Consider the following 22,844-nt stretch of genomic DNA (forward strand, 5'->3'; position numbering starts at 1 on the left):
TTGGTGCTCTTTGCAGGGAACGCTCCGAAGGCACCCGGCACCTTCGCGCCGGAGCTGCCAATCAGCCGGTCGTGGAAGTGTCCGGGGTGCGTGAGACGATAAAAACATGCCTTCCTCACCGCCTCTGATCGACGTCACGGACATCATCCGGGTAGTCGGCGGAGCAGCCTTCCAACGCGGCCAGACCTATGCCAAGGGCGGCGCGGTAGTGGAGCTGGAATGGGAGCCCCAGAGTGAAGTGCTCCGAGCCAAAGTCCGCGGACATTCGTCCGTTCCATACCGGACCATGCTCCAGCTCGGCGAAAAACGGCAGGGCGATTACCGGTTGCTGGACAATCACTGCAGCTGCCCCGTCGGGTTCGACTGCAAGCATGTGGCTGCTGTCGCACTGCAGAGCAACACCGATCATCTCGTAGCCAGACAGGAATTCATCCGTCCCGGTGCCTCCGGCGCAGCCGCGGTGCCGGCCTGGCAGGAGTCGCTGCAGACCCTGATTGATGCGGACTTCCACGCACTCACGGGTTCCGCCGGCGCCTCCGCCACACCTTTGGCACTGCAGTTTGAGATCCGCACATCCGACGCCGGAATCAGTACCAGGTGGGGAGCCCCGGCTCCGCGCAGCGCTCACCGGAACACCTCTTTCCGCTTGGGCGTCCGCCCGGTCATCCGCAACACCAAGGGCAACTGGGTCAAGAACAATCTCGCCTGGAGCAACATCGCCTATCAAACCCACGGGTTGAAGCTGAATCCGGAACAGCACCGCTGGTTTTCCCAGTTTCCCGCTTTGCACCGGTCCAACGGGGTGAGCTATTTCGGCCAAAACGACTCCTGGCTCTATCTGGACGATTTCTCCAACCCCCTGCTGTGGCAGCTGCTCGAAGAAGCCCAGCGGATCGGCGTGCAGTTTGTCGGCACCAAAAAGGACACCGCCATCCAGCTGGGGAAGCGGGCGGCGCTGTCTCTCGACGTCCGTGCTGCCCAGAGCGGTGCGGCCGAGACCGGTGCTGCCGAACCGGGCGCAGCGGACACCCGGGCTGTTCCCCTCCAGCTCCTTCCGGTCCTGGAGATCGACGGCGAGGCGTACCCCGCCGATGCCGCCGGCCTGATCGCGAGCCACGGAATCTACGTTCGAAGCCCGGAAAATGTCATCACGCTGGCACCCACCGCGCGGCCGCTGACCGATCAGGACAAAGGCCTGCTCCTGAACAGCGCGCCGGTAATGATCCCCGAAGAAGACGCTCCGGTGTTCCTGGAGAAGTTCTACCCCAAACTGCGTCAGGTACTCCCCGTGACAAGCAGCGACCAGTCGGTGGAATTCCCTGAGATTTCTCCGCCCCTGCTGGTGCTTAGTGCCTCGTTCCAGCCGGATGATTCGCTGTTCCTGGACTGGGAATGGGAATACCGGCACGGGGATGAGCTCACCCGGATCGCCCTTGGCACCAGATCGGACCCTGCGTCGGGCTACCGGGACGTGGCGGCAGAATCGGACCTGCTGACCGCCGTCGGAAAGGTCCTGGGTTCAGTGCCGCGCAGCCGCTCCTATCAGGGCATCGACACCGCGGAATTCACCGAGTACCTGCTGCCCAAAATCGAGAAGGTCGACGGCGTGAGGGTGGACATCCTTGGCGAGCGTCCTGCCTACCGCGAACTCACGAGTGTGCCCGAACTCAAAATCACCACAGTGGAAACAGAGCGCCGGGACTGGTTTGACCTCGGCATCATGATCACGGTGGAGGGTCGGCTTGTGCCCTTCGCGGATGTGTTCAAGGCGCTGTCACAGGGCAAAACGAAGATTTTGCTTCCTGACCGCACCTACCTTTCACTGGACCGGCCGGAGTTCGCCCAGCTCCATGCTCTCCTGGAAGAGGCCGAGGGCCTGCAGGAGTGGGAGACAGGCGAAATGACCATCAGCCGCTACCAGGCCGGCCTGTGGTCCGAACTGGAGGAGCTGGCAGAGGAGACCGAACAGGCGGCAGCCTGGCGCGCTTCCGTCACCGGGCTGCTGGAGCTGGACTCGGTGGCACAGACGCCGCTGCCGGCCGGGCTGAAGGCCAGCCTTCGTCCCTACCAGGCTGAAGGGTTCAATTGGCTCGCCTTCCTGTGGGAGCACGGGCTAGGCGGAGTCCTTGCGGACGACATGGGGCTGGGCAAGACGCTGCAGACGCTGGCTCTGCTGGCCCATGCGCGGGAGCAGGCAGCAAAGGACGACGGCGGCTCCGGCGGCGGGCCCGCACCTCGCCGGCCGTTCCTGGTGGTGGCGCCCACTTCTGTGGTGCCCAACTGGCTCTCCGAGGCTGCACGTTTCACTCCGGGTCTGCGCGCTGTCGCCATCCCCGACACCACCGCCAAGTCGAAGGTGGCGCTGGCTAAGCTGACCGAGGACGCGGACATAGTCGTCACCTCCTATGCGGTGTTCCGCCTGGACTTCGCCTCGTATCGCGCTCTGGAGTGGGACGGGCTCATTCTGGACGAGGCACAGTTCGTGAAGAACCGGACCACCCGGGCCCATCAGTGCGCCCGGGATCTCAATGCTCCGTTCAAATTGGCCATTACCGGCACCCCGATGGAAAACAACCTGCTGGAGCTGTGGAGCCTGTTTGCCATCGTGGCACCGGGGCTCTTTCCCTCCGCCCGTAAGTTCATCGAGGAATACCAGCGTCCGATCGAGCGCGGTGAGGATCATAAGCTCCTGGCCCGGCTGCGGCGCCGTATCAGGCCGCTGCTGATGCGCCGCACCAAGGAAGCTGTAGCCAAGGACCTGCCGGAGAAGCAGGAGCAGGTGCTGGAGGTGGAGCTGAGCCCCAAGCACCGCAAGATCTACGAGATGCATCTGCAGCGCGAACGCCAAAAGCTGATGGGACTGATCAAGGATCTGGACCGGAACCGGATGATCGTCTTCCGGTCGCTGACCTTGCTGCGAATGCTGAGCCTTGATGCCTCCCTGGTGGATGAAGAGTACGCCGGAGTGTCCTCGGCCAAGCTTGATGCCCTCTTCGAGCAGTTGGAGGATGTGACCACCGAAGGCCACCGGGCGCTGATCTTCAGCCAGTTCACTTCGTTCCTCAAAAAGGCCGCAGCACGCCTGGATGCCGCCGGAATCCCCTACTCCTATCTGGACGGTTCCACCCGCAACCGGGGGGAAGTCATCGCTTCCTTCAAAGATGGGAAAGCCCCTGTATTCCTGATCAGCCTCAAGGCCGGCGGTTTCGGGCTGAACCTCACGGAGGCGGACTATGTCTTCCTGCTGGATCCGTGGTGGAACCCCGCAGCGGAGTCGCAGGCAGTGGACCGTACCCACCGCATCGGCCAGACCCGGAACGTGATGGTCTACCGCATGGTTGCGCGCGGAACCATTGAAGAAAAAGTGATGGCGCTCAAGGAGCAGAAAGCCAAGCTTTTCAGCTCTGTCATGGACGACGACGCCGTCTTCAGCTCAGCGCTCACCGCGGAGGACATCCGGGCGTTGCTGGACTAGAGCTCGGCCGGGACCAGGGCCTGGCTCTGGCCTGGCTCAGCTCAGCTCAACTCAGCTCAGCTCAGCTCGGCTCAGCTAAGCTCGGCTCGGCTCGGCTCGGCTCGGCGACCAAGGCTTGAACCTGGTCCGGGTCTTAGCGCCGCAGCTCACGGCAGCCAGCTATGAATTCCGGCACAGGACCCCGCACCCGGTGCGATCCTGTCCCGCGCCGTTCCGCGGAACGGCCGGCCACAACCAGCTGTCGTCTCCGACGGCGTGCCGGCAGGGAGAAGTATTCTGTAGGCACCAGCCGGTATCGCGTCCCCGCTTCGGACCCCGCATGCTGGCTGTCCTGTGTTGTCACCAGGAAAGGGATATGAGCACTCAGGATTCAACCCTCGTCCGGCCCAGGGAATCCAGCGCCAAGGACGACGACGAACTTGTTCATGTTTTCTGCACTCCCTGCAAGCGCCGCGCGATGCACCACGCTAAGCGCCCCGTTCCGTTCTGCGGAAAGACCATGCCCAACCGTCCCCTCCGGGACGACGATGGACACCTTCCCGTCTGCGTAGTCTGCGTCGACCTTGCCCGTTCGGCCCCCTGCCCCCGCTGCGGAATGCGCGCGCAACTCTGAATTCAGCATTCCGCCAACACAGATTGATTTGTACAGTGGGGTGATGGCTACTGACGAACGCCCCATCGGATTCTGGCTCAAACTTGTGGACCAGCTGGTTGACGACCAGTTTGGGGCCAGCTTCGAAGAGCACGGCGTCACCAGGCGGCAATGGCAGATGATGAATCTCCTGACGGACGGCCCGGCCACTGAGAGGCAGCTTTCGGATGCCTTGAAGCCGTTCTTTCCCGTGGTGGAGGGCAGCATCACCTCAGCGGAGCTGATTGAGGAATTGCGCGAAAGCGGCTGGGTGGATCTCAGCGAGGGCCAGTACCAGCTCACGGATCTCGGCCGCAGAAGCCTGGAGAATCTGCGCGGGGCCGTCGAGCGCATCCGTGAACAGCTGACCGATAACATTTCCGAAGAAGAGTACGGCGCCCTGGTGGCAGTGCTGCAGCGCATGGCGACCAACCTCGGCTGGGACGGATCCGCAGAGCAGCCGCCGGTTTCAGCCTGACAGTGCTTTTGACGGTGCGTCTAACAGTGCGTCTGCCGGCATCACCGCCGGACTTCCGCCACTGAACCTCCACCGGCTGACCTCCACCGGCTGATAGGAAGACCGGCGCCGTGCATTAGGCTTCCCGCATGGGGAAACAGGGACAGCAGATTTATGTGGAAATACCGGTGCGGGCCAGTCTCGACAGGCTCTGGCAGCTCAGCCAGGACCCCGACATGCATCCCCGGTGGGACCTGCGCTTCACAGCCATCCGCCCCGTTGACCCTGTGACTGCTCCTCCGGGGGCGGAACAAAAAGATCCGGATGGAACGCAGCACTTTAGCTACAAATTCGCCCTCCCGTTCCACACCATCTGCGGCACCGGCACGTCGCTGGGGACGCGGGTATCGGGCAGCGGCCACACGACGTCCGTTTTGAAGTTCGCCACTTCGGATGTCCTTTCACCGATTGAATCCGGGGCCGGATACTGGCGCTACGTGCCCGACGGCGGCGGGGTCAGGTTCATCACCGGCTACAACTACCAGCCGGGCTGGGGACCGCTGGGGAAGCTCCTGGATGCCCGTGTCATCCGGCCCGCACTGGGTTGGGCCACCGCCGTCAGCTTTGATCGGTTGCGGCTGTGGGCCGAGAATGACACGAACCCGGCAACAGCCCGCAACGCCTGGCTGGCGGACGCCTTTGCCCGGGCGGTCGGAATTAGCCTTGCCCTCCTGCTGTTGCAGGCTCCGGCCGGAACCACCACAGGAGCCCGGCTCCAAAGACAACCAGGAAGCCCCGGCCGAATCAGGATCCGGGATCGGCGTCTCACCACAGTGCCGGCGGCAGCCACGCTCATCATTGCCGCGCTGGCCTGTCCCGCCGCCAGGATTGTGCCGCGGGCCGCACGCTGCAGCAGGTCTACAGCAGACCTAACGGTCTCCCGGGCTCCCTCTGCACTGGCGGATCTGCAGGAACCGGCATGAGCCCGGACATCAGCCCGGTGGCACCCAACAATCCTGTTCCTCCCACCGATATGAGCCCGCGTTCTATCTTCCGGCAGGCGCTCGGCCCCGAATTCGACCGGTTGCACCCCATGCTGCAGCGCCGTTTTGGCGTGGACCCCGCAGCCGGCTATGCCTGCATTGGGCACGGTGTTTTCGCCGAGGTTCGGCGCGGTGCCTGGTGGACGGTTCCTTTCCTGAAACTCGGAGCCTTCCGCAACATCCTTTTCCCCGATTCGGGCACCAACGTCCCCTTCACCATCGAGAACTACCCGTACGTGGACGGCTTCGGCCGGCCGACGGTCACCTTTGCCCGCACCCTTGAAGTCCGTCCAGGCAAGCTCCGGCGGTTCGACGCCACGATGGTCTTCAGCCCGGAGCGCGGCGGCGTCGTCGACTATTTGGGAACCCACCAGCATTTGGCGACCGATCTCCAGCTGGCGGTGCGAGAGGACGGCTCACTGCACCTGCGCTCCACCGAGCTCAGGTTCTCTGAAGGAAGAATCCGTTTCACGGTTCCCCGCCTGTTCAGCGGAAGTGCGGACCTGTACGAGTCCTGGAACGAGGACCGTCAGCGCTTCAGTATCCAGCTGCAGGTGCGCAACCCGATCTTTGGTTTCCTCTTTGGCTACCGCGGCGAGTTCAGCTGTGAGTTCCCGGCAGTGGCGGCAGCGGACGTACCGGCCCGCCTTAAACCCCGCCGGGAGGAAATCCGGGAATAGCCGGGACTAGAATGTGAATCGCCTTGCCTCCGATGAAAGCAGTCCTTGCATGCAACCAATGACAGAATCTGCCATCCGCCGGTCCTTCATTAATGCCAGCCGGTCCGAGACGGCCGCGCTGCACCTTCCGCAGGACCTTGAATCCATCGACTGGGAAAACCTGGACCAGCTGGGCTGGCGTGACTATAAGATGCCCAAGCGCGGCTATCTGCTGGCGCCTTTTGAGGGATCAGTGGTCGGCGTCCTGCTGCGCGCCCCTGACACCGCCCCGCCGCGGAACCGCCGGGTCCTCTGTGCCCTGTGTGAGGACATTTTTTCCGAGGACGAGGTCTTCCTCTTCGTAGCCAAGCGCGCAGGGGCACCGGGCCGGAACGGAAACACCGTTGGCACCCTCATCCACTCGGACTTCACCTGCTCACGCAACGTCCGGGCGGAGGTCAAGCCCACCGCCATCCACCCCGATCCTGACGTGGTGGTGAAGTCACGCATTGAAGGGCTGCAAGCGCGCACTGAAAAGTTCATCCGCCAGGTGCTCAACCAGTAGTCAGTACCCTGCTTCAACGTCCACTAAGCCGTCCAGCGGCTGTCCGGCAGCGAGCCTGCGTACGTTGTCCCGCACGCGTCCGGCCAGAAGGGGAGCCACCATCGCAGGCGTTTCAGCGGTGTGCGGCGTTACCAGTGCACGCGGTTCCGTCCAGAGCGGATGCCCGTCCGGCAGTGGCTGCGGATCGGTGACGTCCAACGCCGCACCGGCCAGTTTGCCGGCGGCGAGCGCCTGCGCCAGGGCATTCGTGTCCACGAGGGGCCCGCGGGCAATGTTGATCAGGAAGGCGTCAGGCTTCATCAGCTTCAACCGCCTGGCATCCATCAGATGTGCGGTGCCGGGGGTCATGGCGGCGGCAAGAATAACGACGTCGGCGGCCGGTAGTGCCTTATCCAGCCCGGCGTCGGTAATGGTGCGTTCGGCGCCCGGAACCTGCCGGTCATGGGCGCGGACCACCGTGACATGGTCCGTGAATAAACTCAGCAGCCGCAGGATTTCCTGTCCGACTCCGCCTGCGCCCACCAGGACCACCCGCCGGTTGTGCAGCGATGTCCCCTGCGGCTGTCCCCAGGTGCGGGAGCGTGCATACGCCGGGATGTTACGCATCACCGCCAGAGTGAGGGCCAGCGCAAACTCCCCCACCGGCTGCCGGAAGGCACCCTTGCCGCTGGTCCACTCGATCTTCCGGTAGGTCCTCAAGACCTCGTCGTACTGGTCCACGCCGGCAAGGGGAAGCTGTACCCAGCGGATATTCGCGTGCGCGGCCACGGCTCGGCCAACGTCTCCGGGGCCAATGGCTTCCGCCAGTACCAGCCCGTCGGTGCGGCTTGAAAGGGGCTCGACGACGCCGCCGCCCTCCGAGACGGCACGCACGAGTTCCGCGGTGGGCGCGGGAAGAACCGCAACCGAGGGCGCTGCCGGGCCCGGCTGAAACGGATTGGCCGAAGGCACAGGCTCGGTCCTGTTCTGGAGCGAAGGGGAGGATGACTCAGGGTCAGCATGCTGGGCCATGTTCGGCTCCTGGGCTGGTGAGGTTCCCGGAGACCGGGACGGCTCCTGTCGAGTGTAGTTCCGCACCCACCCGTAATGAAGGCTTCTACACCGGTGCCGGGACTACCCCTGCCGGGTTTGGGCCAGCAACTGCTCGAAGGGCAGCGATGCCAGCGGGTCCCGGCGTGCCGCTGGCTGTTGGTCGCCGAACAGCGCAGCGAGCTCGCCTGCGGCACGGCGAACCCGGGCGTCCAGGGCTGCCGCTCCCGGCTGGACCGTTCCGGCGTCGGCAGACCCGGAGCCCCAGTCTTCCGGGGCCGCATACACGGCTGTGGGAGCAACCCGGGCGCGAAGATAACTGAACATGGGCCGCAGTGCGAAGTCCAGCACCATGGAGTGCCTTGCGCTGCCGCCGGTAGCCCCGAGGATTACGGGTTTGCCGTCCAGGGAGGTGTTGTCCAGGACATCGAAGAAGGACTTGAACAGTCCGCTCATGGAAGCGGTGAAGACGGGCGTCACTGCCACCAGGGCATCTGCATCCACCACTTCATTGATCAGTGCTTCCAACTTGGGCGGGGCATAACCGGTCACCATGTTGTTGGCGATGTCCACGGCATATTCGCGGAGTTCAAAGGTACTGACGGAGGCCGTGGTACCGGATGCCTCCAGTGCCTGCCGGGCGGCAGCACCCAATTGGTCGGCCAGCATCCTGCTCGACGAGGGAACCCCCAGACCCGCTGTGACGACTACGATCCTGCGATTCGACATACCGACCTCCTAAGTTCATGCGTTTGCATCTAGTATGCAGAACCGTCAGCTGCAGCCGGATATTCCCGGGTTCGGACGGGTTAGGTTAGAGCTTGTCTGCGGAGTACGCAAATCGGCGGGAGGGTATCAGGCCCGGCGCAGCAGCACTCAGAAGTGCGGGCCCCAAAACGCCGATATCTTTAATGCAGTGTCCGCCGTTTCCGGGGAAATGTGCTGCTCTTCGAACCGTCTTCCGGTCCAGCCGGAACCCGTTCCGCAGTGCACCGCACCCCGCTGACGGCCCAGTCCGCACAGCGTATTTCCTCCCGCCCGCGGACCGGACCGCCCAGGCAGGGCACTGCACCAAGGGGCCCGGCCCCCAGCTAGAACCTCAACGAAGCGGAGATGCAATGCCCCACAAAATCATCCTGGACTGCGATCCGGGTCATGATGATGCGGTCGCCCTGCTGCTGGCACACGGCAGCCCGGAAATCGAACTTTTGGCGGTGACCACCGTCGTCGGAAACCAGACCCTGGAGAAGGTGACCCGCAACGCCCTGGCAATTGCGCGTGTCGCAAATATCACAGGCGTCCCCTTCGCTGCCGGCAGTCCGCGGCCCCTGGTCCGGACCATTGAAAATGCTCCGGACATCCACGGTGAATCCGGCATGGACGGCCCCGAACTGCCGGAGCCGGCCATTGAACTGGACCCGCGCCACGCCGTCGACCTCATTATCGACACGGTCATGTCCCACGAACCCGGAACGGTCACACTGGTTCCCACCGGCGGACTGACCAACATTGCGCTGGCGGTCCGCAAGGAACCCCGCCTCGCCGAGCGCGTAAAGGAAGTCGTCCTGATGGGCGGCGGCTACCACGTGGGCAACTGGTCCGCCGTCGCGGAATTCAACATCAAGATCGACCCCGAAGCCGCACACATCGTTTTCAATGAGAAGTGGCCGCTGACCATGGTCGGCCTGGATCTCACGCATCAGGCCCTGGCCACGGACGAGGTCGCCGGCCGCATTGCCGCAGTGGGCACCAAGCCCGCAAAGTTCGTCGGCGAGCTGCTGGAGTTCTTCGGCCACGCCTACAAGGACGCCCAGGGCTTCGATTTTCCGCCCGTCCATGACCCCTGCGCGGTGGCGTACGTCATTGACCCCTCGGTGATGACCACGCAGCGGGTTCCGCTGAATGTTGAACTGACCGGCACCCTGACTCTGGGCATGACGGTGGCGGACTTCCGTGCGCCTGCACCTGCGGACTGCACCACCTCCGTAGCCGTGGACCTGGACCACCAGAAGTTCTGGGACCTGGTAGTGGACGCACTGGAACGAATTGGCGAGGTGGATCTGTGAGCGCACCCGCTCAGCGCCGCGTCAACGTCGCCGTCCTGATGACGGCCCTGCTGGCTGCCTGCGTGGCGTTCCAGCTGAACGCCTCCATGCTCTCTCCCGCGCTGGTGAAAATCGAGGAAGAACTCAACACCACTTCTGCGGCCGTTGGCCTGAGCCAGACCGCGTTCTTCACCTCCGCCGCCCTCTTCTCCCTGTTCCTGCCGCGGCTCGGTGACATCATCGGCCGCAAGAAGGTCCTCGGCGGCATGCTGGTGGTCCTGACCATCGGCTCCGTGGTCGCGGCCCTGGCGCCGAGCATCGAAGTGCTGTTCATCGCCCGCCTGATCCAGGGTGTCTCCGGCCCCGTGGTGCCCCTGGCCCTGATCATGCTCCGCGTGGAGATCAAGGAACCCAAGCTGTACGGCACGCTGATGGGCGTCATCACTGCCGTCAACGGAGGCATTGCCGGCGTTGACGCCCTGGCCGGCGGATATCTGGCCGAAAACCACGGCTTCGCTTCGGTCTTCTGGGCCATGGCTGTTGTCGGCGCCATTGCCGCTGTCCTGCTGATCTTCCTGGCACCCGAGTCCACCGCTGAGAAGAAGGAAAAGATGGACTGGGTGGGAGTGGTTCCCCTGGTCATCTCGGTGGGCACCCTGCTCACCGCCTTCAACGAGGCCGGAAAGCTGGCGGACGCCAACTGGCCGCTGGTCATCGGCCTGATCGCCGTTTCCGTGATTACGTTTGCCGTGTTCTGGAAGGTGGAGAACCGCAGCAGCCATCCGCTGGTGGCCACCCATCTGCTCAAGCAGCGGTCCACCTGGTCCCTGCTGCTGACCACCCTGCTGACCATGACCGGCGTCTTTGCCGTCATGAACGGCATCATTCCGGCGCTGGCGCAGGACGGCGTCATCGGCTTTGGCCTGGGTGCCGAAGACTCTGCCTGGTGGACGCTCACCCCGTACGCCATCGCCGGCCTGGTCATGGGTCCTGTTGCGGGCCGCCTTGCCGCGAGCTTCGGGTATGGCAGGATGCTGCGGATCGGCATGATCGGATCCGTCATTGCGCTGGCCCTGATGCTCCTGGTGGTTGGCAGCGATTCCAAGCTGGGACTGCTGGGTGTCTCGGTGCTAGTCGGTATTACCTACGCCGGCATCGGCAACATCATGCTCAACGGCCTGGGCATTGTGCTCTCCCCCAAGGAGAATCCCGGCTTCCTGCCGGGCCTGAACGCCGGTGCGTTCAACCTGGGAGCAGGGCTGAGCTTCGCAGTCATCTACGCTGTGAAGACGGCCACCACTGCGGCAGACGGGTCGGGTGCTGACGGTTACTACGGCGGTATTATTGCCGGTCTGATCATCCTCGTTTTGGCCCTGGCCACATCCTTCCTGATTCCCAAGCCTGCCGACGCCGAAGTGGGCGGCGCCAGCCCCGTGCCTGCCCGGCACTGACACCGTCTGATCCGCAGTTCATCCCCAAGGAGAGTTCCCGTATGTCCGCCGGAGTAGTTGTAGTTGTAGGGTCGCTGAATGCTGACCTCACCGTCCGCACCGATCGCTTCCCGCAGCCCGGGGAAACCCTCAACGGGTCTGAACTGGTGATTGTTCCCGGCGGAAAGAGCGCCAACCAGGCGGCAGCCGCGGCCATTTTGGGCGCCGAGGTCCGCCTGTTCGGTGCGGTGGGCGCCGACGGCCACGGAGACCTGCTGCTGAAGGCCGCGGGGAATGTCGGCGTGGATGCCTCCCGGGTGCTCCGCCGCGCAGACACGGCCACCGGTACGGCCATGATCGTGGTGGACGCTGCCGGGGAAAACACCATCATCGTCTCCCCCGGCGCCAACGGCACGGTCACCGGAGCCGAGCTGCCGGCAGACCTTTTCGACGGAGCCGCCGTGCTCACCCTGAGCCTGGAGGTTCCGCTCGAAGCTGTCACCGCTGCCGCCCGGGCAGGGCACGACGCCGGAGCTTCCGTTCTGCTGAACCTCTCGCCGTACCAGGAAGTTCCGGCGGAGCTGCTGTCACTGACCGATGTGCTGCTGCTCAACGCCCACGAAGCGGCGCTCGTGACCGGTCTGGCCGATCCGGCGTCGGACTGGGAAGCGGTCATCGCCGCACTCGGTGAGCTCGGTGTCCGGCGCACGATCATCACCCTGGGCGGGGACGGCGCAGTCGTTTTGGACGGCACTGCCGCCGGTGCGGAACGCGTGGTCAACGTGGCACCCACCCGGGTTACCGCGGTGGACACCACCGGCTGCGGGGACGCCTTCACAGCGGCCACGGCTGCCCGCCTTGCGGCTGGGGATTCGCTCGCCGAGGCTGCCACGTTCGCAGCCCGTGCCGGCGCACTTGCTGCCACCCGCGAGGGTGCGCAGTCCTCGTATTCGGCACTGGCAGAGTTGGTGGGCTAAGGCTGTCGGGCTGAGTCTTCAGCAGGTTTAAAAACGGTGTCTCCCGGAAGGGAGGCACCGTTTTTAAACCTGCGGCGGCGCTGCCTCCTCCTCATTGACGTGCTGACGCGGGCCAGTCTCCCGACGAGAGAGCCCTGAGACAGCCGCTAGCGCATGCGCTCCCTGCGAATAGCGGTGGCAATAGCCGCTGCCCGGGTGTCAACCCCGAGTTTGGCGTAGACATGCGCCAGGTGTGTTTTAACAGTGGCCTCGGAAATAAAGAGCCTGCGGCCGAGCTCCTTGTTGCTGAGGCCTTCGGTCAGCAGCCCCAACAGCTCTGCCTCCCGCGGGGTCAGGACGGCGTCGGGGTTGCGCAGTTGCTCGAAGAGCCGCGAGGCCACCGGGGCGCTCATCACGCTCCTGCCCTGGACCGCGCCGCGGATCGCGGCGAAGATCTCCTCGGATGAAGCATCCTTGAGCAGATAGCCCATCGCGCCGGCGTCCACCGCACGGACAATATCGGCGTCGGAATCATAGGTGGTGAAGACAATGATCGCCTGCCGGCTGGTGCGCCGGCGCAGCTCCCTGATCGCTTGGATGCCGTCCATGCCGGCCCCCATTGCAAGGTCCATCATCACCACGGCGGGGGTGTGCTGCTGGGTGAGTACGAGCGCGTCTTCGCCGGAGGCTGCCTCAGCTACCACCTCGATGTCCGGCTGCGTCGCCAGCAGTGCGCGGAGTCCGCTGCGGATCACCAGATGGTCATCGACCAGGAGCACGGTAATAGTACTCATCGGTTTGCTCCCGCAGCCAGCTTCCCGGCAGGCAGTTTCGCGGCAATCACGGTTCCGGCACCGGGACTGCTTTCCACCGAAAATTCACCGCCGAGCTGCTCCACTCGCTGCCGCATGGCGCGCAGCCCATAACCTCCCGCTTCCGAGGGCTGGGACAGTAGCGCCGGATCAAACCCCACGCCGTCGTCGTACACGTCCAGCGTGACGGAATCCGGCAGGAACCCCAGCGTCACCGTAGTGTGGGCCGCCCCGGCATGCAGGGCACTGTTGGCTGCCGCGCTCTGGAGCACCCGCAACAAGGCGTGGCGGGTGTCACCGCCCACCGGACGGGGTTCCCCGGTCACGTATAAGCGCACCCCGGGCAGGTAGTGTGATGCCGCCTGCAGCAGGGCATCGGGCAGCGGCGCCGTTTCCAGCCCGGGGGACGCGAGGTCATGGACCAGGCTGCGGGCATCGGCCAGGCTTTGCCGGAGCATGACGCTGGCGGACCGGATTTCGTCCTGTGTGGCCGGGCCGGGCCAGGACCGCTGGGCGGCCTCCAGATGAAGCAGGCTGCTGGCCAGGCCCTGGGTTACGGTGTCGTGGATTTCCCGTGACACCCGCGCGCGTTCTTCAATGCTGCCGGCCCGGCGCTCCGTGACCGCAAGCTGTCCCTGTGCCAGGGACACCGCAGCATGCAGGCGGCGCTGCTCGGCTGCATCGTGTTCAATGCGGTCGTAAATCAGGGTGAGCACCACGCCCACGGCGAGCGGTCCCAGGAGCAGGGCTACATCGGTGCCGCCGCCCAACCTGAAGAGCCCCACAGCGGTTGCCGCCGTCGTTATGCCGCCGGTGAGATAGGCGGTCCAGCCGGTGAAGGCCATCCGGCAGAGGAAGAACACCGCGAAGGAGCCCCAGGCAAAGCTCGGCGCTATCACCACCAGCACCGACCAGAGGGCCACCAATACATACATGTACACCGCCCACGGCCGCGGCCGCCGGGACAAAACGGCAATCAGGGCATAGATCGCGCACGCCGCCGCGGCAAGCGCCAGCACACCCAGTTTCTCCGAGGGGCTATGCCGCATCACGTACCGGACGGCCGAGGCCACCAGCAGCACGGCAAACCCCAGATGGACGACGGCGTCAATCCGGCGCAGCGGGCCAGCCTCAACAGGATCGGGGAGCTGCCGGGACTGTGGCTCCGGCGCCAGTGCGTGCAGGGAGTCGGGGGCGGCAGGCAAAAAGGGCATAGGAGGTCCGGTTCCGGTGGATGGTGTGCTCTCCACCATGCTAGGGCCCACGCCGTCGTCCCAGCTTCTCCGCGTCTCCACCTTTTGGCTGATACTTCCAGCCGGTTGGTGGAGGAAACGGCAGCCCAAGGCTCGATGCCCGCCGAACCGGCGGCCGGAAAGATGGAAGCCAAGCCCGGGCAAATCAGCCGGGCGTCCACGGGGCAAGCCCCACCGTTCGCAGGAGAACCCATGCAGAAGTCCACGAAAATCACCACTGTTGCCGTGGCCGGAGCGTTGCTCCTCACGGGCGGGCTGACCGCCGCCGCCAATGCCGGTACCGCCCCGGATTCCAGCTCTGCCACCAGTACCGCCGCCAGTGCCGCCCCCGCGGCGACTGTGGACATCCAGCCGGCCCCGGAGACCACAGTGACCCAAAACCGCATCAGTGCTGACGCTTCAGCTGCCGCGGTCCGGGAAGCCTTGAGTCATTGTGCGGCGGATAACCTGCCGTTTGTGACGGTGGCGCTGGTAGACCGCTTTGGCACTGTGCAGGCCCTGCTTCACGGTGACAATGCCGCCGAGCACACCATTGAAGCTGCCCGGCAGAAGGCATACACGGCTGCCGCCTTTGGCGCACCCACCAGCGAGCTGTCCCAGCGGATTGCGGGGAACGGGCCCAGCATCGCCGACCTTCCCGGGACCCTCTTCCTTGCCGGCGGGGTTCCGCTAAAGGTCAACGGGGTCTCCGTGGCCGGCATTGGTGTGGGCGGTGCACCCGATGGCATGCTGGATGAAGCCTGCGCCGCAGCAGGAGCGGCAACCATCGCCGGCACAGCCGGAACCGGAAGGTGACCCGGCAGCCGCCATGAAGGAGAAGGCATGATTCGCCCCCGGAACGCCCTGTTTCTGGTCCTGGCCTGTGCCGCGGCCATCGGGCCGGCCGCCTGCAGCACGGAATCCGGTCAGCCCGCTGCCTCCCGCGACCTGGCCAGCGGTGCAACGTCAACCCCGTCGGCAACCCCCGCGCCGACGTCGTCCGCAGAACCGCCGGCTGCCGCGCCCGAACCATTAGCCCTGTCCCCTCAAGCGCAGGCGGACGTGGACGGACGCCTGATCCTGGCCGCCAAAGCCAACGACGCCGCCCAAGTAGCCACGCTGATCGCGGCTGGAGGCAGTGTCAACGCCAAGGACGCCATCCAGGATTCGGCGTTCCTGTACGCCGGGGCAGAAGGGTTCAACGAGGTCCTGCAGCTGACACTGGCTGCAGGAGCGGACGTAGCCAGCACCAACCGCTACGGCGGAACGGCGCTGATTCCGGCCAGCGAGCACGGACACACAGAGACGGTGGCCATCCTCCTTACCGCGGGGGTTCCCGTAAACCACGTCAACAACCTGGGCTGGACAGCCCTGCAGGAGGCCATCCTGCTGAATACCGGCGGGCCTCGCCAGCAGGAGGTAGTCCGGCTACTCCTGGCCGCCGGCGCGGACCCGATGATCCGCGACCCTGAGGGCCGGACGGCCCTGGAGAATGCGCAGCGACTGGGCTTTACCGAGATTGCGGACCTCATCATGGCCGGCTCCACACCGGGTTCTTGACGGATTCTTGACGCATTCTTGACAGGGAACAGCTTAGGCGCCGGCGGCCTGCCGGTCAGCGGCCCGCGGCCCGTCCCGCCGCCCGGCCGCTGAACAGGCAGCCGCCCAGGAAGGTTCCCTCCAGGGACCGGTAGCCGTGCATGCCGCCACCGCCAAAACCCGCGGCTTCCCCGGCGGCGAAAAGGCCGGGAACGGGGTTGCCGTCCAGCCCGAGGACACGCGACTCGAGGTCGGTTTCCAACCCGCCGAGGCTCTTGCGGGTCAGCACGGACAGCCGGACTGCGATGAGCGGACCGTCTTTGGGATCCAGGATTGGACGCGGAGCCGCTGTGCGAATGAGCCGGTCCCCCAAATAGTTTCGTGCACCCCGGATCGCGGTCACCTGGCTGTCCTTGCTGAACGGATTGGCAATTTCACGGTCGCGGGCTTCCAGCTCACCGCGGACTGCCTCGGCGGACAGCACCGGAGCGTCACCGTTGGTGGAGTCCTTTGCCAGCGCATTCATCCCCGCCACCAGTTCCTCCACCGAACCGGCGGTGAGGAAATCCTCGCCGTGGTCCAGGAACTTCTGCACCGGTCCGGGCACTCCGGCCGTGGCACGCCCCAGCACATCCCGCACGGACTTGCCGGTCAGGTCCGGGTTCTGCTCGGACCCGGACAGTGCAAACTCTTTCCGGATGATCGCCTTGTTCAAAAGGAACCAGCTGTAGTCATGGCCTGTGGTGCGCAGATGTTCCAGCGTACCCAGGGTATCGAAGCCCGGAAACAGCGGCACGGGCAGCCGATGTCCCGCAGCGTCCAGCCACAGCGAGGACGGCCCGGGCAGGATCCGGATGCCGTGGTTCGCCCACACCGGGTTCCAGTTCTTGATGCCCTCCACGTAGTGCCACATCCGGTCCGGGTTGATGCCCCGGCCGCCGGCGGCTTCAGCGGCCAGGATGCCCCGGCCGTCCACATGTTCAGGCACACCGCTGAGCATGGTGGCCGGCGCAGAGCCCATCCGCGCCGGCCACGCCTTGCGCACGAGGGAATGGTTCCCGCCAATTCCACCGGTGGTAATCACGACGGCGCCGGCTGAGAACTCGAACTCCCCCGCCGGTGTGCGGCTGGTCGCAGCGCCGCGGGCCGCCGTCGTCGGCTCCAGGACAGTCCCGCGAACTCCGGTGACGCCTCCGTTGCTGAGCGCCAGCTCCTCCATCCGGTGGCGGAAGGCCAGGCGAACCCGTCCGCGGGCGACGCCGTCGCGCACCTTTGCTTCGAACGGTGCGGTGATGCCCGGTCCGGTGCCCCAGGTGATGTGGAACCGGGGCACGGAGTTGCCGGGGCCGGTGGCACCGTAGCCGCCGCGTTCCGCCCAGCCGACCACGGGGAACAGCCGATGGCCCATTTCATGCAGCCACGCTCGTTTTTCCCCGGCCGCAAAGTGAACGTAGGCCTCGGCCCAGCGACGCGGCCAATGATCTTCCGGCCGGTCAAACCCTGCCGTCCCCAGCCAGTCCTGCCAGGCAAGATCCACGGAATCGCGGACCCTCAGCCTCCGCTGCTCGGGTGTATCCACCATGAACAGCCCGCCGAAGGACCACCAGGCCTGCCCGCCGAGGCTCGCCTCGCCCTCCTGTTCCAGCAGGATGACGGTGCGGCCGGCGTCAATGAGTTCCGAGGTTGCCACCAGCCCCGCCAGTCCGGCTCCTACAACAATGACGTCCGCGTCTGTGGTTGGCTGCATCCGGTTCACGGTACCGGCAGATTATGGCTCTGGCTACGACTGATACTGGTCGCCAGCGGACAACCGCTTGGCTCCGGTGTCCGCCGCACCGGCCAGTTGATGGTTGCCCCTTTCTGTACGGACCACTGGTTCCTAGACTTGCGGCTAAGGGTTGCTCTTCCACAGAGCTGCTGTCCGCCCCTACCTGACTGGAGAGAAACCATGACTGAAAAGGAAAACCCCGCAGCCGGCGAGGACCAGGATCGGACCCACAATGAGGCTCCCTCGGAAGGGGACACTTCGGTCGATCCGGACACTCAGCGCCAGCACACCCAGGATGCAGCTGAGGGAGACGACGCCGGCAAGAAGTAGGCCGGCAGTAACCAAGCCGCTTAGTAAAACTGGTCCTTCCCCCGGGGACTGGGAACAGGCGGCGAAGAGGGCAACTGAGAAGGCCTGGGATTCCATTTCGGAATCCCAGGCCTTCTCAGTTGGTATTAGGGCGTTGGCATTACGGCGTTGGTATTACGGCCGATATGACGGTTGAACCGACGGGCTTACCGTCAGGAAGCCCTTGCCCTTCCAGTGTTGCGTCTGGCCTCGCCCAGCACATCGGCGTCGTGGCTTTGGTCCACGATCGGGCCGGTGCCGGCAATCTCGCGCAGCAGTTCAATACCGGCAACAGCCGCCTGTTTCGTGGGGAACATCGCTGATACCGCCATCAGGGCGCCGTCACCGGAAATGAGCTTAATCCGGAACGCGCCGTCGTGGGCGTCTACCAGCTTGAAGTAGCCCGACATCTCTTACCTCCTTGTAAGGGGTACATCTGTGCCCTTAATAGTAAGCCAGCTTACGTCTTTCGGAACCATCAGGTACAAAATTCGAGTACCTCCTGCTGCGCTCTCATCCGGACTGCCCGCCCTGCCTGCCGGGAGCGGAGGTGAGGGCGCGGAGAATCTGTTCCGGGGTAGCGGGCTGAGAGGTGAGCAGGGCCGCGAGGATGCGCGCCTGGGCGGGCTTGAGATCCCCCGACGGAATGGCTCCGGCCCGCACCAGGTCAACTCCGCCCCCTGCTCCGAACGTCGGCACCACGGGCCCAAAAGGCACCCGGGAACTCAGCACCACAAAGCACCCGGCCCGCACAGCGTCCTGGACTGCTTCAGCAAACCCGGGACCGGCATTGCCGAGCCCTGTTCCGGCAAGGACGACGGCATCGGCGCCGGCGTGGACGGCATAGGAGAAAAGGGCAGGATCCGCGCCGAGCGGACAGTCGATGATGTTGACCCGGGCGGCGTCGAACTTCTCGCCCGGCATGCGCAGCGCAGCCGGCCGCAGCGGCCGGGCTGTTACGTGCAGGCTGTCGCCGATGAAGTGTGCGACCTCCGTGCCGCCGGCAAAGGGATCTGCAGCCGTGGTACTGGCGGCGAAGGCACCGCGGGCGGATCGGACCGTCCCCGCAAATGAAATAAGCACGCCGGTGCCGCGCAGCTCCGGAGAAGCCGCAGCCTCCACCGCCTCTTCCAGGTTCTGCGGGCCGTCAGGTGCCGGGCTGTCGGCGGGACGCCGGGAACCGGTAAACACCACCGGCTTGGGTGAGCTGTGGACCAGATCCAGCAGGAAGGCTGATTCCTCCATGGTGTCTGTTCCGTGGGTGATCACCACGCCGTCCACGGTGGAATCCATGACCGCGTTCCGGGCAGCCTGCGCGATGCGGCGAAGGTCCGAGAGCTGCAGCGTGTAGCTTCCGCTGACCATGACGTCCTGCACGGTCACGGTATGCCGGCGGGAGAGCCCGCGGATTAAGTCGGCGGCGTGATCCGTAGGCACCAACCCGCCGGGCCCGGTGCTGCGGGACGCGATGGTCCCTCCAGTGCCGATGATTCGGATGGAAGCCATAGACCAGCCCTTCGAGTGTTTCCCGTTTAACAGCCAAGGTAGGCCGAGTCTGCGGGCCGTGGCTAGGGCGCAGCGCTGTACCGGCCGCGTGGAAGCTGATCCGGGGAATGCCGCGGACGGGGCCGGTGTTGGACCGAATAGCGCGCCGAAGGAGAAGTGACGCGACGTGAGAAGTAACGCGAAAAGCGAGAAGGGCACCATGCAGACCATTGATCAGAAAGTGATCGACTACGTTCGCCGCTACGGAAGGGTCCAGCCCCAGGACGTTGCCGAGGAATTTGACCTCGGTGGAGTGCAGACCCTGAACGTCCTTAAAACCCTGGAGGATATGGGCGCCCTGCGGCTGGTTGAGGGCGGCGACGGCACCTTTGCCGTACCCACGGGACAGTCGCTCTGCGACCCTTACACCGGCGTCTGCATCTAGTTGTCTGCGGCAGGCGCAGCCTCCACCCTTACCTAGACTGGATTCATGGCCGATACCGTCACTGCTGAGCAGCGCAGCCGGAACATGTCCAGGATCCGGAGCAAGAACACCAAACCTGAGCTCCTGGTACGGCGGCTGCTTCATGCGGCCGGCTACCGGTTCCGCCTTCACGGTTCCGCCGGCGGAAAACTGCTCCCGGGAAAGCCCGACCTGGTGTTCGCTGCGCGGCGCAAAGTCGTTTTCGTCAACGGATGTTTCTGGCATCTGCACAGCTGTCCCGCCGGACAGCATGCGCCGCAGACCAACGGCGCCTTTTGGGCTGAGAAACGCCGGCGGACCGCCCTGCGCGATGCCGCGGCAGTAGAGTCGCTGACCCTCGCAGGGTGGGAATCGCTGACGGTATGGGAGTGCGAATTGAAGGACCGCAGCGCTTTGGAGGATCAACTGGTCAGCTTCCTTGGCCCACCCGGTCCGGCGGTCACTAGACTTTAGAACCTCACCTCAATCGCACTCAAGTGAAGGCAGGACCTACATGGCACAGAACAGCGCCGCCAAGCGCGGCGTCCTTTTCGACGTCGACGGAACACTGGTCGATTCCAACTATCTGCACGCCGTGGCCTGGTGGCAGGCGTTCCGTCGAATGGACCACGACGTCCCCATGTCCGCCGTGCACCGCGCCATCGGCATGGGCGGAGACAAACTCGTGGAACACCTGCTGGGTGAAGACAGGAACACGGACGAGGACGAGAAACTCGACGAAACCCACGGTGCCATCTTCTCCACCTGGTGGCCGTCCCTGCGCTCCTTCAACGGCGCACGGGAGCTCCTGCTCGCCTGCGCTGATCAGGATCTGACCGTGGTGCTGGCCTCTTCGGCGACGGAGCCCGAGCTGAAAGTCCTGCGCGGCGTGATCGATGCCGATTCGGCCATTGCCGCCGCCACCAGTTCATCCGACGCCGAAGAATCCAAGCCGGCACCGAACATCCTGCAGGCAGCCTTGGACACCTCCGGCCTTACAGCTGAAGACACCATCTTCGTCGGTGATTCAGTGTGGGACGTAAAGGCAGCCGCCGATCTGGAGATTCCCACCATTGGGCTGCTCTGCGGCGGCACCAGTGAAGCCGAACTGCGCGACGCCGGGGCCAAGGAAATCTTCGAAGATCCCCGCGACCTGCTGGACAACCTGCATACATCTGAGCTGGGGAAGCTCATTAGCCGCGACTGAACCCGGGCAACCGGGGCACCCGGGCAGCCAGGGGCACCAAACAGGACAGAAAAGCCAGACGGAGGGCCGGGGAAACATATCCCCCGGCCCTCTGTTCTGTCCGCGGGCTTGTTCGAGGTTCCGTCCGCCGGAGAAGGGCTGTTCTGCCCGCTCCGTTACGCGCCGGGAGTGGCTGACTGGGGCAGATGCTCGGCACGCACCTGCATATCGCGTGATTGACATCACTTCCGATCTGTACAAGGGTAAGCGCAGCGGAAGCGCTTTCCCGACCCGCCGGCACGGTCCGGCACGGTGGATTACCCAGGCCGGTGAGCTGTGGGTCAGGGAAGAGCGCCGGTTCGCGGTGGACGTGCTCGACGGCGAACCCGACGAGCGGGCCTGGACGCTGACCTATTCCACCTCTTTCACCAATGTGTCCGGATCCGACATCGTGATGGGCAGCCCCACCGCCAATGGCCGGGAGAATGCCGGCTATGGCGGACTGTTTTGGCGCGGCCCCCGCTCCTTCACCGGCGGCTCCGTCTACATTCCCGGCAGGGAAGGCGGCGACGACCTTAACGGAATCCGCTTCCCCTGGATGGCCTTCAGCGGCCGGCGCGACGGCGAGGGCGGCGCTTCTACGCTGGTCTTCGTCGATTCGCCCAACAATTCCTACGCCGGGGCTGAGAACACCGAATGGTTTGTCCGCACCGGGATCTTCGCCGTCGTGAGCCCGTCCCCCTACTACTCCACGGAACTCACGTTCGAGCCGGGGCAGCGCCTGTCCTACGAGTACGCCGTGGTGATTGCGGACCTGGACCGCGGCGTGGAGGGGTCGGAGCAGCTTGCCGAAGCCAGCCTGCAGCTGCTCGGGTCCTCCGCCGCGGCCGGCCGCTGATGCTACCCGTCACCGGGGACGGAACCGCCGGATTCCCCGGCGGCACCGGGGTCACCCGGATCAACGTCTACACGTGGGATGCGGTGGACGGCCAGTGCGGGGGCAGCCCCCATTTACACACGGCCACCACTGAAAGTTATGTGGTGGTGGCCGGACGCGGGCGGGTGCAGACGCTCAGTTCCACCGGCTTTGACGAACATCCGCTGGCACCGGGCACCGTGCTGTGGTTTACCCCGGGCACGGTCCACCGGCTCATCAACGACGACGGCGCCCTGGAAATTGTCGCTGTCATGGGCAATTCCGGGCTGCCGGAAAACGGTGATGCGGTCCTTACCTTCCCTGACCGCTATCTGAATGATCCGGAGACATACCGCAGGGCAGCCGCCCTCCCGTCCGAAGGCACAGCGGCGGCCAGGGAGGCAGCCGTGGTGGCCCGCCGGGACCTGGCGATGGAAGGATTCCTTGCCCTTCGCTCCCGTCTGGAAACCGAGGGTCCGCAGGCCCTGGACCACCTCCACCGGCAGGCGGCCGCCCTCGTTCAGGACAAAGTGGCAACGTGGACGGCCCTTGTCCGCAACGGTCCGCTGGCCCAGGCCCAGCAGAGCCTGGAACAGCTGGAACGGCTGGCAGTGGGTGACGGCACCCATCTGTCCCGCGCCGTCGTGCGCTCCGCCGCGCCCACCTCCTCCGATCCCGTGTACGGGATGTGCGGCCGGCTCCAAACCTGGAATCTCATGCCCGCCACCGGGGAGACCGGGAACGCGGCAGGCGCGGATCGCCGGGGGAACCCGGTGGTAGTCTCCAAAAACCAATGAGGAAGAAA

General features: G+C 65.1%; 24 protein-coding genes. 17 read left to right on the plus strand and 7 right to left on the minus strand.

The genetic code is table 11. From position 1 onward, the window contains the following. Positions 1-106 precede the first annotated feature (106 nt). The 6 genes from ACIQXM_RS17125 to ACIQXM_RS17150 all read left to right on the plus strand — a co-directional run bounded on the left by ACIQXM_RS17125 (position 107) and on the right by ACIQXM_RS17150 (position 6,830). Positions 107-3,475: an SNF2-related protein gene (locus tag ACIQXM_RS17125; RefSeq protein WP_400933652.1), complete on the plus strand. Its 3,369-nt coding sequence runs from the start codon at positions 107-109 to the stop codon at positions 3,473-3,475. A gap of 355 nt (positions 3,476-3,830) precedes the next feature. After that, on the plus strand, positions 3,831-4,088 hold the full coding sequence (locus ACIQXM_RS17130) for a hypothetical protein (RefSeq protein WP_400933654.1): 258 nt from the start codon (positions 3,831-3,833) through the stop codon (positions 4,086-4,088). A gap of 43 nt (positions 4,089-4,131) precedes the next feature. Beyond that, positions 4,132-4,584, plus strand: coding sequence for a MarR family winged helix-turn-helix transcriptional regulator (locus ACIQXM_RS17135; protein ID WP_400933655.1), 453 nt, complete (start codon positions 4,132-4,134; stop codon positions 4,582-4,584). 128 nt (positions 4,585-4,712) lie between these two features. Continuing rightward, the gene (locus ACIQXM_RS17140) at positions 4,713-5,546 is read left to right on the plus strand and encodes a hypothetical protein (RefSeq protein ID WP_400933656.1); all 834 of its coding nucleotides are present in this window, start codon (positions 4,713-4,715) and stop codon (positions 5,544-5,546) included. Next, on the plus strand, positions 5,543-6,286 hold the full coding sequence (locus ACIQXM_RS17145; RefSeq protein WP_400933658.1) for a DUF4166 domain-containing protein: 744 nt from the start codon (positions 5,543-5,545) through the stop codon (positions 6,284-6,286). The genes ACIQXM_RS17140 and ACIQXM_RS17145 overlap by 4 nt, the downstream gene beginning before the upstream one ends. 49 nt (positions 6,287-6,335) lie before the next feature. Beyond that, positions 6,336-6,830 carry an FBP domain-containing protein gene (locus tag ACIQXM_RS17150; RefSeq protein ID WP_400933660.1) on the plus strand — a complete coding sequence of 165 codons (495 nt, stop codon included), beginning with the start codon at positions 6,336-6,338 and terminating at the stop codon, positions 6,828-6,830. On the opposite strand, the gene ACIQXM_RS17155 is transcribed toward ACIQXM_RS17150, so the two are convergent. Continuing rightward, complete coding sequence (locus ACIQXM_RS17155; RefSeq protein WP_400933662.1) at positions 6,831-7,841, minus strand: NAD(P)-dependent oxidoreductase; 1,011 nt, start codon at positions 7,839-7,841, stop codon at positions 6,831-6,833. It abuts the gene before it with no gap. Positions 7,842-7,943: 102 nt separating this feature from the next. Next, the gene (locus ACIQXM_RS17160) at positions 7,944-8,588 is read right to left on the minus strand and encodes an FMN reductase (protein ID WP_400933663.1); all 645 of its coding nucleotides are present in this window, start codon (positions 8,586-8,588) and stop codon (positions 7,944-7,946) included. A 389-nt stretch (positions 8,589-8,977) separates the two neighbouring features. Here ACIQXM_RS17160 and ACIQXM_RS17165 point away from each other — a divergent pair, with 389 nt between their 5' ends. Genes ACIQXM_RS17165 through ACIQXM_RS17175 form a run of 3 tightly spaced genes read left to right on the plus strand, consistent with a single transcriptional unit; the run spans position 8,978 to position 12,311 of the window. Then, positions 8,978-9,925 carry a nucleoside hydrolase gene (locus ACIQXM_RS17165; RefSeq protein ID WP_400933665.1) on the plus strand — a complete coding sequence of 316 codons (948 nt, stop codon included), beginning with the start codon at positions 8,978-8,980 and terminating at the stop codon, positions 9,923-9,925. Beyond that, the gene (locus ACIQXM_RS17170; protein WP_400933667.1) at positions 9,922-11,355 is read left to right on the plus strand and encodes an MFS transporter; all 1,434 of its coding nucleotides are present in this window, start codon (positions 9,922-9,924) and stop codon (positions 11,353-11,355) included. The genes ACIQXM_RS17165 and ACIQXM_RS17170 overlap by 4 nt, the downstream gene beginning before the upstream one ends. A gap of 41 nt (positions 11,356-11,396) precedes the next feature. Next, positions 11,397-12,311, plus strand: a complete 915-nt coding sequence (locus ACIQXM_RS17175; protein ID WP_400933669.1) for a ribokinase — start codon at positions 11,397-11,399, stop codon at positions 12,309-12,311. Between the two features lie 146 nt (positions 12,312-12,457). On the opposite strand, the gene ACIQXM_RS17180 is transcribed toward ACIQXM_RS17175, so the two are convergent. Both ACIQXM_RS17180 and ACIQXM_RS17185 read right to left on the minus strand, forming a co-directional pair. Beyond that, a complete protein-coding gene (locus ACIQXM_RS17180) occupies positions 12,458-13,084 on the minus strand; it encodes a response regulator (RefSeq protein ID WP_400933671.1) in 627 nt (208 codons plus the stop codon). Next, positions 13,081-14,316: a sensor histidine kinase gene (locus ACIQXM_RS17185; protein ID WP_400933673.1), complete on the minus strand. Its 1,236-nt coding sequence runs from the start codon at positions 14,314-14,316 to the stop codon at positions 13,081-13,083. Before ACIQXM_RS17185 ends, ACIQXM_RS17180 begins: the two co-directional genes overlap by 4 nt. A gap of 231 nt (positions 14,317-14,547) precedes the next feature. On the opposite strand from ACIQXM_RS17185, the gene ACIQXM_RS17190 reads away from it, so the two are divergent. Together ACIQXM_RS17190 and ACIQXM_RS17195 are read left to right on the plus strand one after the other, a co-directional pair. Next, the gene (locus ACIQXM_RS17190) at positions 14,548-15,150 is read left to right on the plus strand and encodes a heme-binding protein (protein WP_400933675.1); all 603 of its coding nucleotides are present in this window, start codon (positions 14,548-14,550) and stop codon (positions 15,148-15,150) included. A 27-nt stretch (positions 15,151-15,177) separates the two neighbouring features. Further along, positions 15,178-15,894: an ankyrin repeat domain-containing protein gene (locus tag ACIQXM_RS17195; protein ID WP_400933677.1), complete on the plus strand. Its 717-nt coding sequence runs from the start codon at positions 15,178-15,180 to the stop codon at positions 15,892-15,894. A gap of 55 nt (positions 15,895-15,949) precedes the next feature. On the opposite strand, the gene ACIQXM_RS17200 is transcribed toward ACIQXM_RS17195, so the two are convergent. Further along, the gene (locus ACIQXM_RS17200; RefSeq protein WP_400933679.1) at positions 15,950-17,620 is read right to left on the minus strand and encodes an FAD-binding dehydrogenase; all 1,671 of its coding nucleotides are present in this window, start codon (positions 17,618-17,620) and stop codon (positions 15,950-15,952) included. Positions 17,621-17,821: 201 nt separating this feature from the next. On the opposite strand from ACIQXM_RS17200, the gene ACIQXM_RS17205 reads away from it, so the two are divergent. Next, positions 17,822-17,971, plus strand: coding sequence for a hypothetical protein (locus ACIQXM_RS17205; RefSeq protein WP_400933681.1), 150 nt, complete (start codon positions 17,822-17,824; stop codon positions 17,969-17,971). A gap of 191 nt (positions 17,972-18,162) precedes the next feature. Here the strand turns inward: ACIQXM_RS17205 and ACIQXM_RS17210 are convergent, their stop codons facing one another. After that, positions 18,163-18,399, minus strand: coding sequence for a YegP family protein (locus ACIQXM_RS17210; protein ID WP_400933683.1), 237 nt, complete (start codon positions 18,397-18,399; stop codon positions 18,163-18,165). Between the two features lie 103 nt (positions 18,400-18,502). After that, positions 18,503-19,495, minus strand: a complete 993-nt coding sequence (locus tag ACIQXM_RS17215) for an asparaginase (RefSeq protein ID WP_400933685.1) — start codon at positions 19,493-19,495, stop codon at positions 18,503-18,505. Positions 19,496-19,694: 199 nt separating this feature from the next. Between ACIQXM_RS17215 and ACIQXM_RS17220 the strand changes: the two genes are divergently transcribed. The 5 genes from ACIQXM_RS17220 (at position 19,695) to ACIQXM_RS17240 (ending at position 22,836) form a co-directional block, all read left to right on the plus strand. After that, on the plus strand, positions 19,695-19,919 hold the full coding sequence (locus ACIQXM_RS17220) for a hypothetical protein (protein ID WP_400933687.1): 225 nt from the start codon (positions 19,695-19,697) through the stop codon (positions 19,917-19,919). Between the two features lie 45 nt (positions 19,920-19,964). Then, a complete protein-coding gene (locus tag ACIQXM_RS17225; protein WP_400933689.1) occupies positions 19,965-20,411 on the plus strand; it encodes a very short patch repair endonuclease in 447 nt (148 codons plus the stop codon). 40 nt (positions 20,412-20,451) lie between these two features. Beyond that, positions 20,452-21,144 (plus strand): HAD family hydrolase, encoded by a 693-nt coding sequence (locus ACIQXM_RS17230; RefSeq protein WP_400933691.1) that lies wholly within the window; start codon positions 20,452-20,454, stop codon positions 21,142-21,144. A gap of 211 nt (positions 21,145-21,355) precedes the next feature. Beyond that, the gene (locus ACIQXM_RS17235; RefSeq protein ID WP_400933693.1) at positions 21,356-22,021 is read left to right on the plus strand and encodes a DUF6807 family protein; all 666 of its coding nucleotides are present in this window, start codon (positions 21,356-21,358) and stop codon (positions 22,019-22,021) included. Continuing rightward, positions 22,021-22,836, plus strand: a complete 816-nt coding sequence (locus ACIQXM_RS17240; RefSeq protein WP_400933695.1) for a cupin domain-containing protein — start codon at positions 22,021-22,023, stop codon at positions 22,834-22,836. Before ACIQXM_RS17235 ends, ACIQXM_RS17240 begins: the two co-directional genes overlap by 1 nt. The last annotated feature ends 8 nt before the right edge of the window (positions 22,837-22,844 follow it).

The sequence above is a fragment of the Arthrobacter sp. NPDC097144 genome, from assembly GCF_044762205.1.
GTDB lineage: Bacteria > Actinomycetota > Actinomycetes > Actinomycetales > Micrococcaceae > Arthrobacter_B.

Coding starts and splice junctions, on each gene's coding strand:
- ACIQXM_RS17220 (WP_400933687.1), top strand. CDS start 19,695: ATGCAGACCATTGATCAGAAAGTGATCGACTACGTTCGCCGCTACGGA.
- ACIQXM_RS17205 (WP_400933681.1), top strand. CDS start 17,822: ATGACTGAAAAGGAAAACCCCGCAGCCGGCGAGGACCAGGATCGGACC.
- ACIQXM_RS17130 (WP_400933654.1), top strand. CDS start 3,831: ATGAGCACTCAGGATTCAACCCTCGTCCGGCCCAGGGAATCCAGCGCC.
- ACIQXM_RS17185 (WP_400933673.1), bottom strand. CDS start 14,316: ATGCCCTTTTTGCCTGCCGCCCCCGACTCCCTGCACGCACTGGCGCCG.
- ACIQXM_RS17155 (WP_400933662.1), bottom strand. CDS start 7,841: ATGGCCCAGCATGCTGACCCTGAGTCATCCTCCCCTTCGCTCCAGAAC.
- ACIQXM_RS17200 (WP_400933679.1), bottom strand. CDS start 17,620: ATGCAGCCAACCACAGACGCGGACGTCATTGTTGTAGGAGCCGGACTG.
- ACIQXM_RS17225 (WP_400933689.1), top strand. CDS start 19,965: ATGGCCGATACCGTCACTGCTGAGCAGCGCAGCCGGAACATGTCCAGG.
- ACIQXM_RS17180 (WP_400933671.1), bottom strand. CDS start 13,084: ATGAGTACTATTACCGTGCTCCTGGTCGATGACCATCTGGTGATCCGC.
- ACIQXM_RS17145 (WP_400933658.1), top strand. CDS start 5,543: ATGAGCCCGGACATCAGCCCGGTGGCACCCAACAATCCTGTTCCTCCC.
- ACIQXM_RS17160 (WP_400933663.1), bottom strand. CDS start 8,588: ATGTCGAATCGCAGGATCGTAGTCGTCACAGCGGGTCTGGGGGTTCCC.
- ACIQXM_RS17125 (WP_400933652.1), top strand. CDS start 107: ATGCCTTCCTCACCGCCTCTGATCGACGTCACGGACATCATCCGGGTA.
- ACIQXM_RS17165 (WP_400933665.1), top strand. CDS start 8,978: ATGCCCCACAAAATCATCCTGGACTGCGATCCGGGTCATGATGATGCG.
- ACIQXM_RS17210 (WP_400933683.1), bottom strand. CDS start 18,399: ATGTCGGGCTACTTCAAGCTGGTAGACGCCCACGACGGCGCGTTCCGG.
- ACIQXM_RS17140 (WP_400933656.1), top strand. CDS start 4,713: ATGGGGAAACAGGGACAGCAGATTTATGTGGAAATACCGGTGCGGGCC.
- ACIQXM_RS17190 (WP_400933675.1), top strand. CDS start 14,548: ATGCAGAAGTCCACGAAAATCACCACTGTTGCCGTGGCCGGAGCGTTG.
- ACIQXM_RS17240 (WP_400933695.1), top strand. CDS start 22,021: ATGCTACCCGTCACCGGGGACGGAACCGCCGGATTCCCCGGCGGCACC.
- ACIQXM_RS17230 (WP_400933691.1), top strand. CDS start 20,452: ATGGCACAGAACAGCGCCGCCAAGCGCGGCGTCCTTTTCGACGTCGAC.
- ACIQXM_RS17215 (WP_400933685.1), bottom strand. CDS start 19,495: ATGGCTTCCATCCGAATCATCGGCACTGGAGGGACCATCGCGTCCCGC.
- ACIQXM_RS17135 (WP_400933655.1), top strand. CDS start 4,132: ATGGCTACTGACGAACGCCCCATCGGATTCTGGCTCAAACTTGTGGAC.
- ACIQXM_RS17195 (WP_400933677.1), top strand. CDS start 15,178: ATGATTCGCCCCCGGAACGCCCTGTTTCTGGTCCTGGCCTGTGCCGCG.
- ACIQXM_RS17175 (WP_400933669.1), top strand. CDS start 11,397: ATGTCCGCCGGAGTAGTTGTAGTTGTAGGGTCGCTGAATGCTGACCTC.
- ACIQXM_RS17150 (WP_400933660.1), top strand. CDS start 6,336: ATGCAACCAATGACAGAATCTGCCATCCGCCGGTCCTTCATTAATGCC.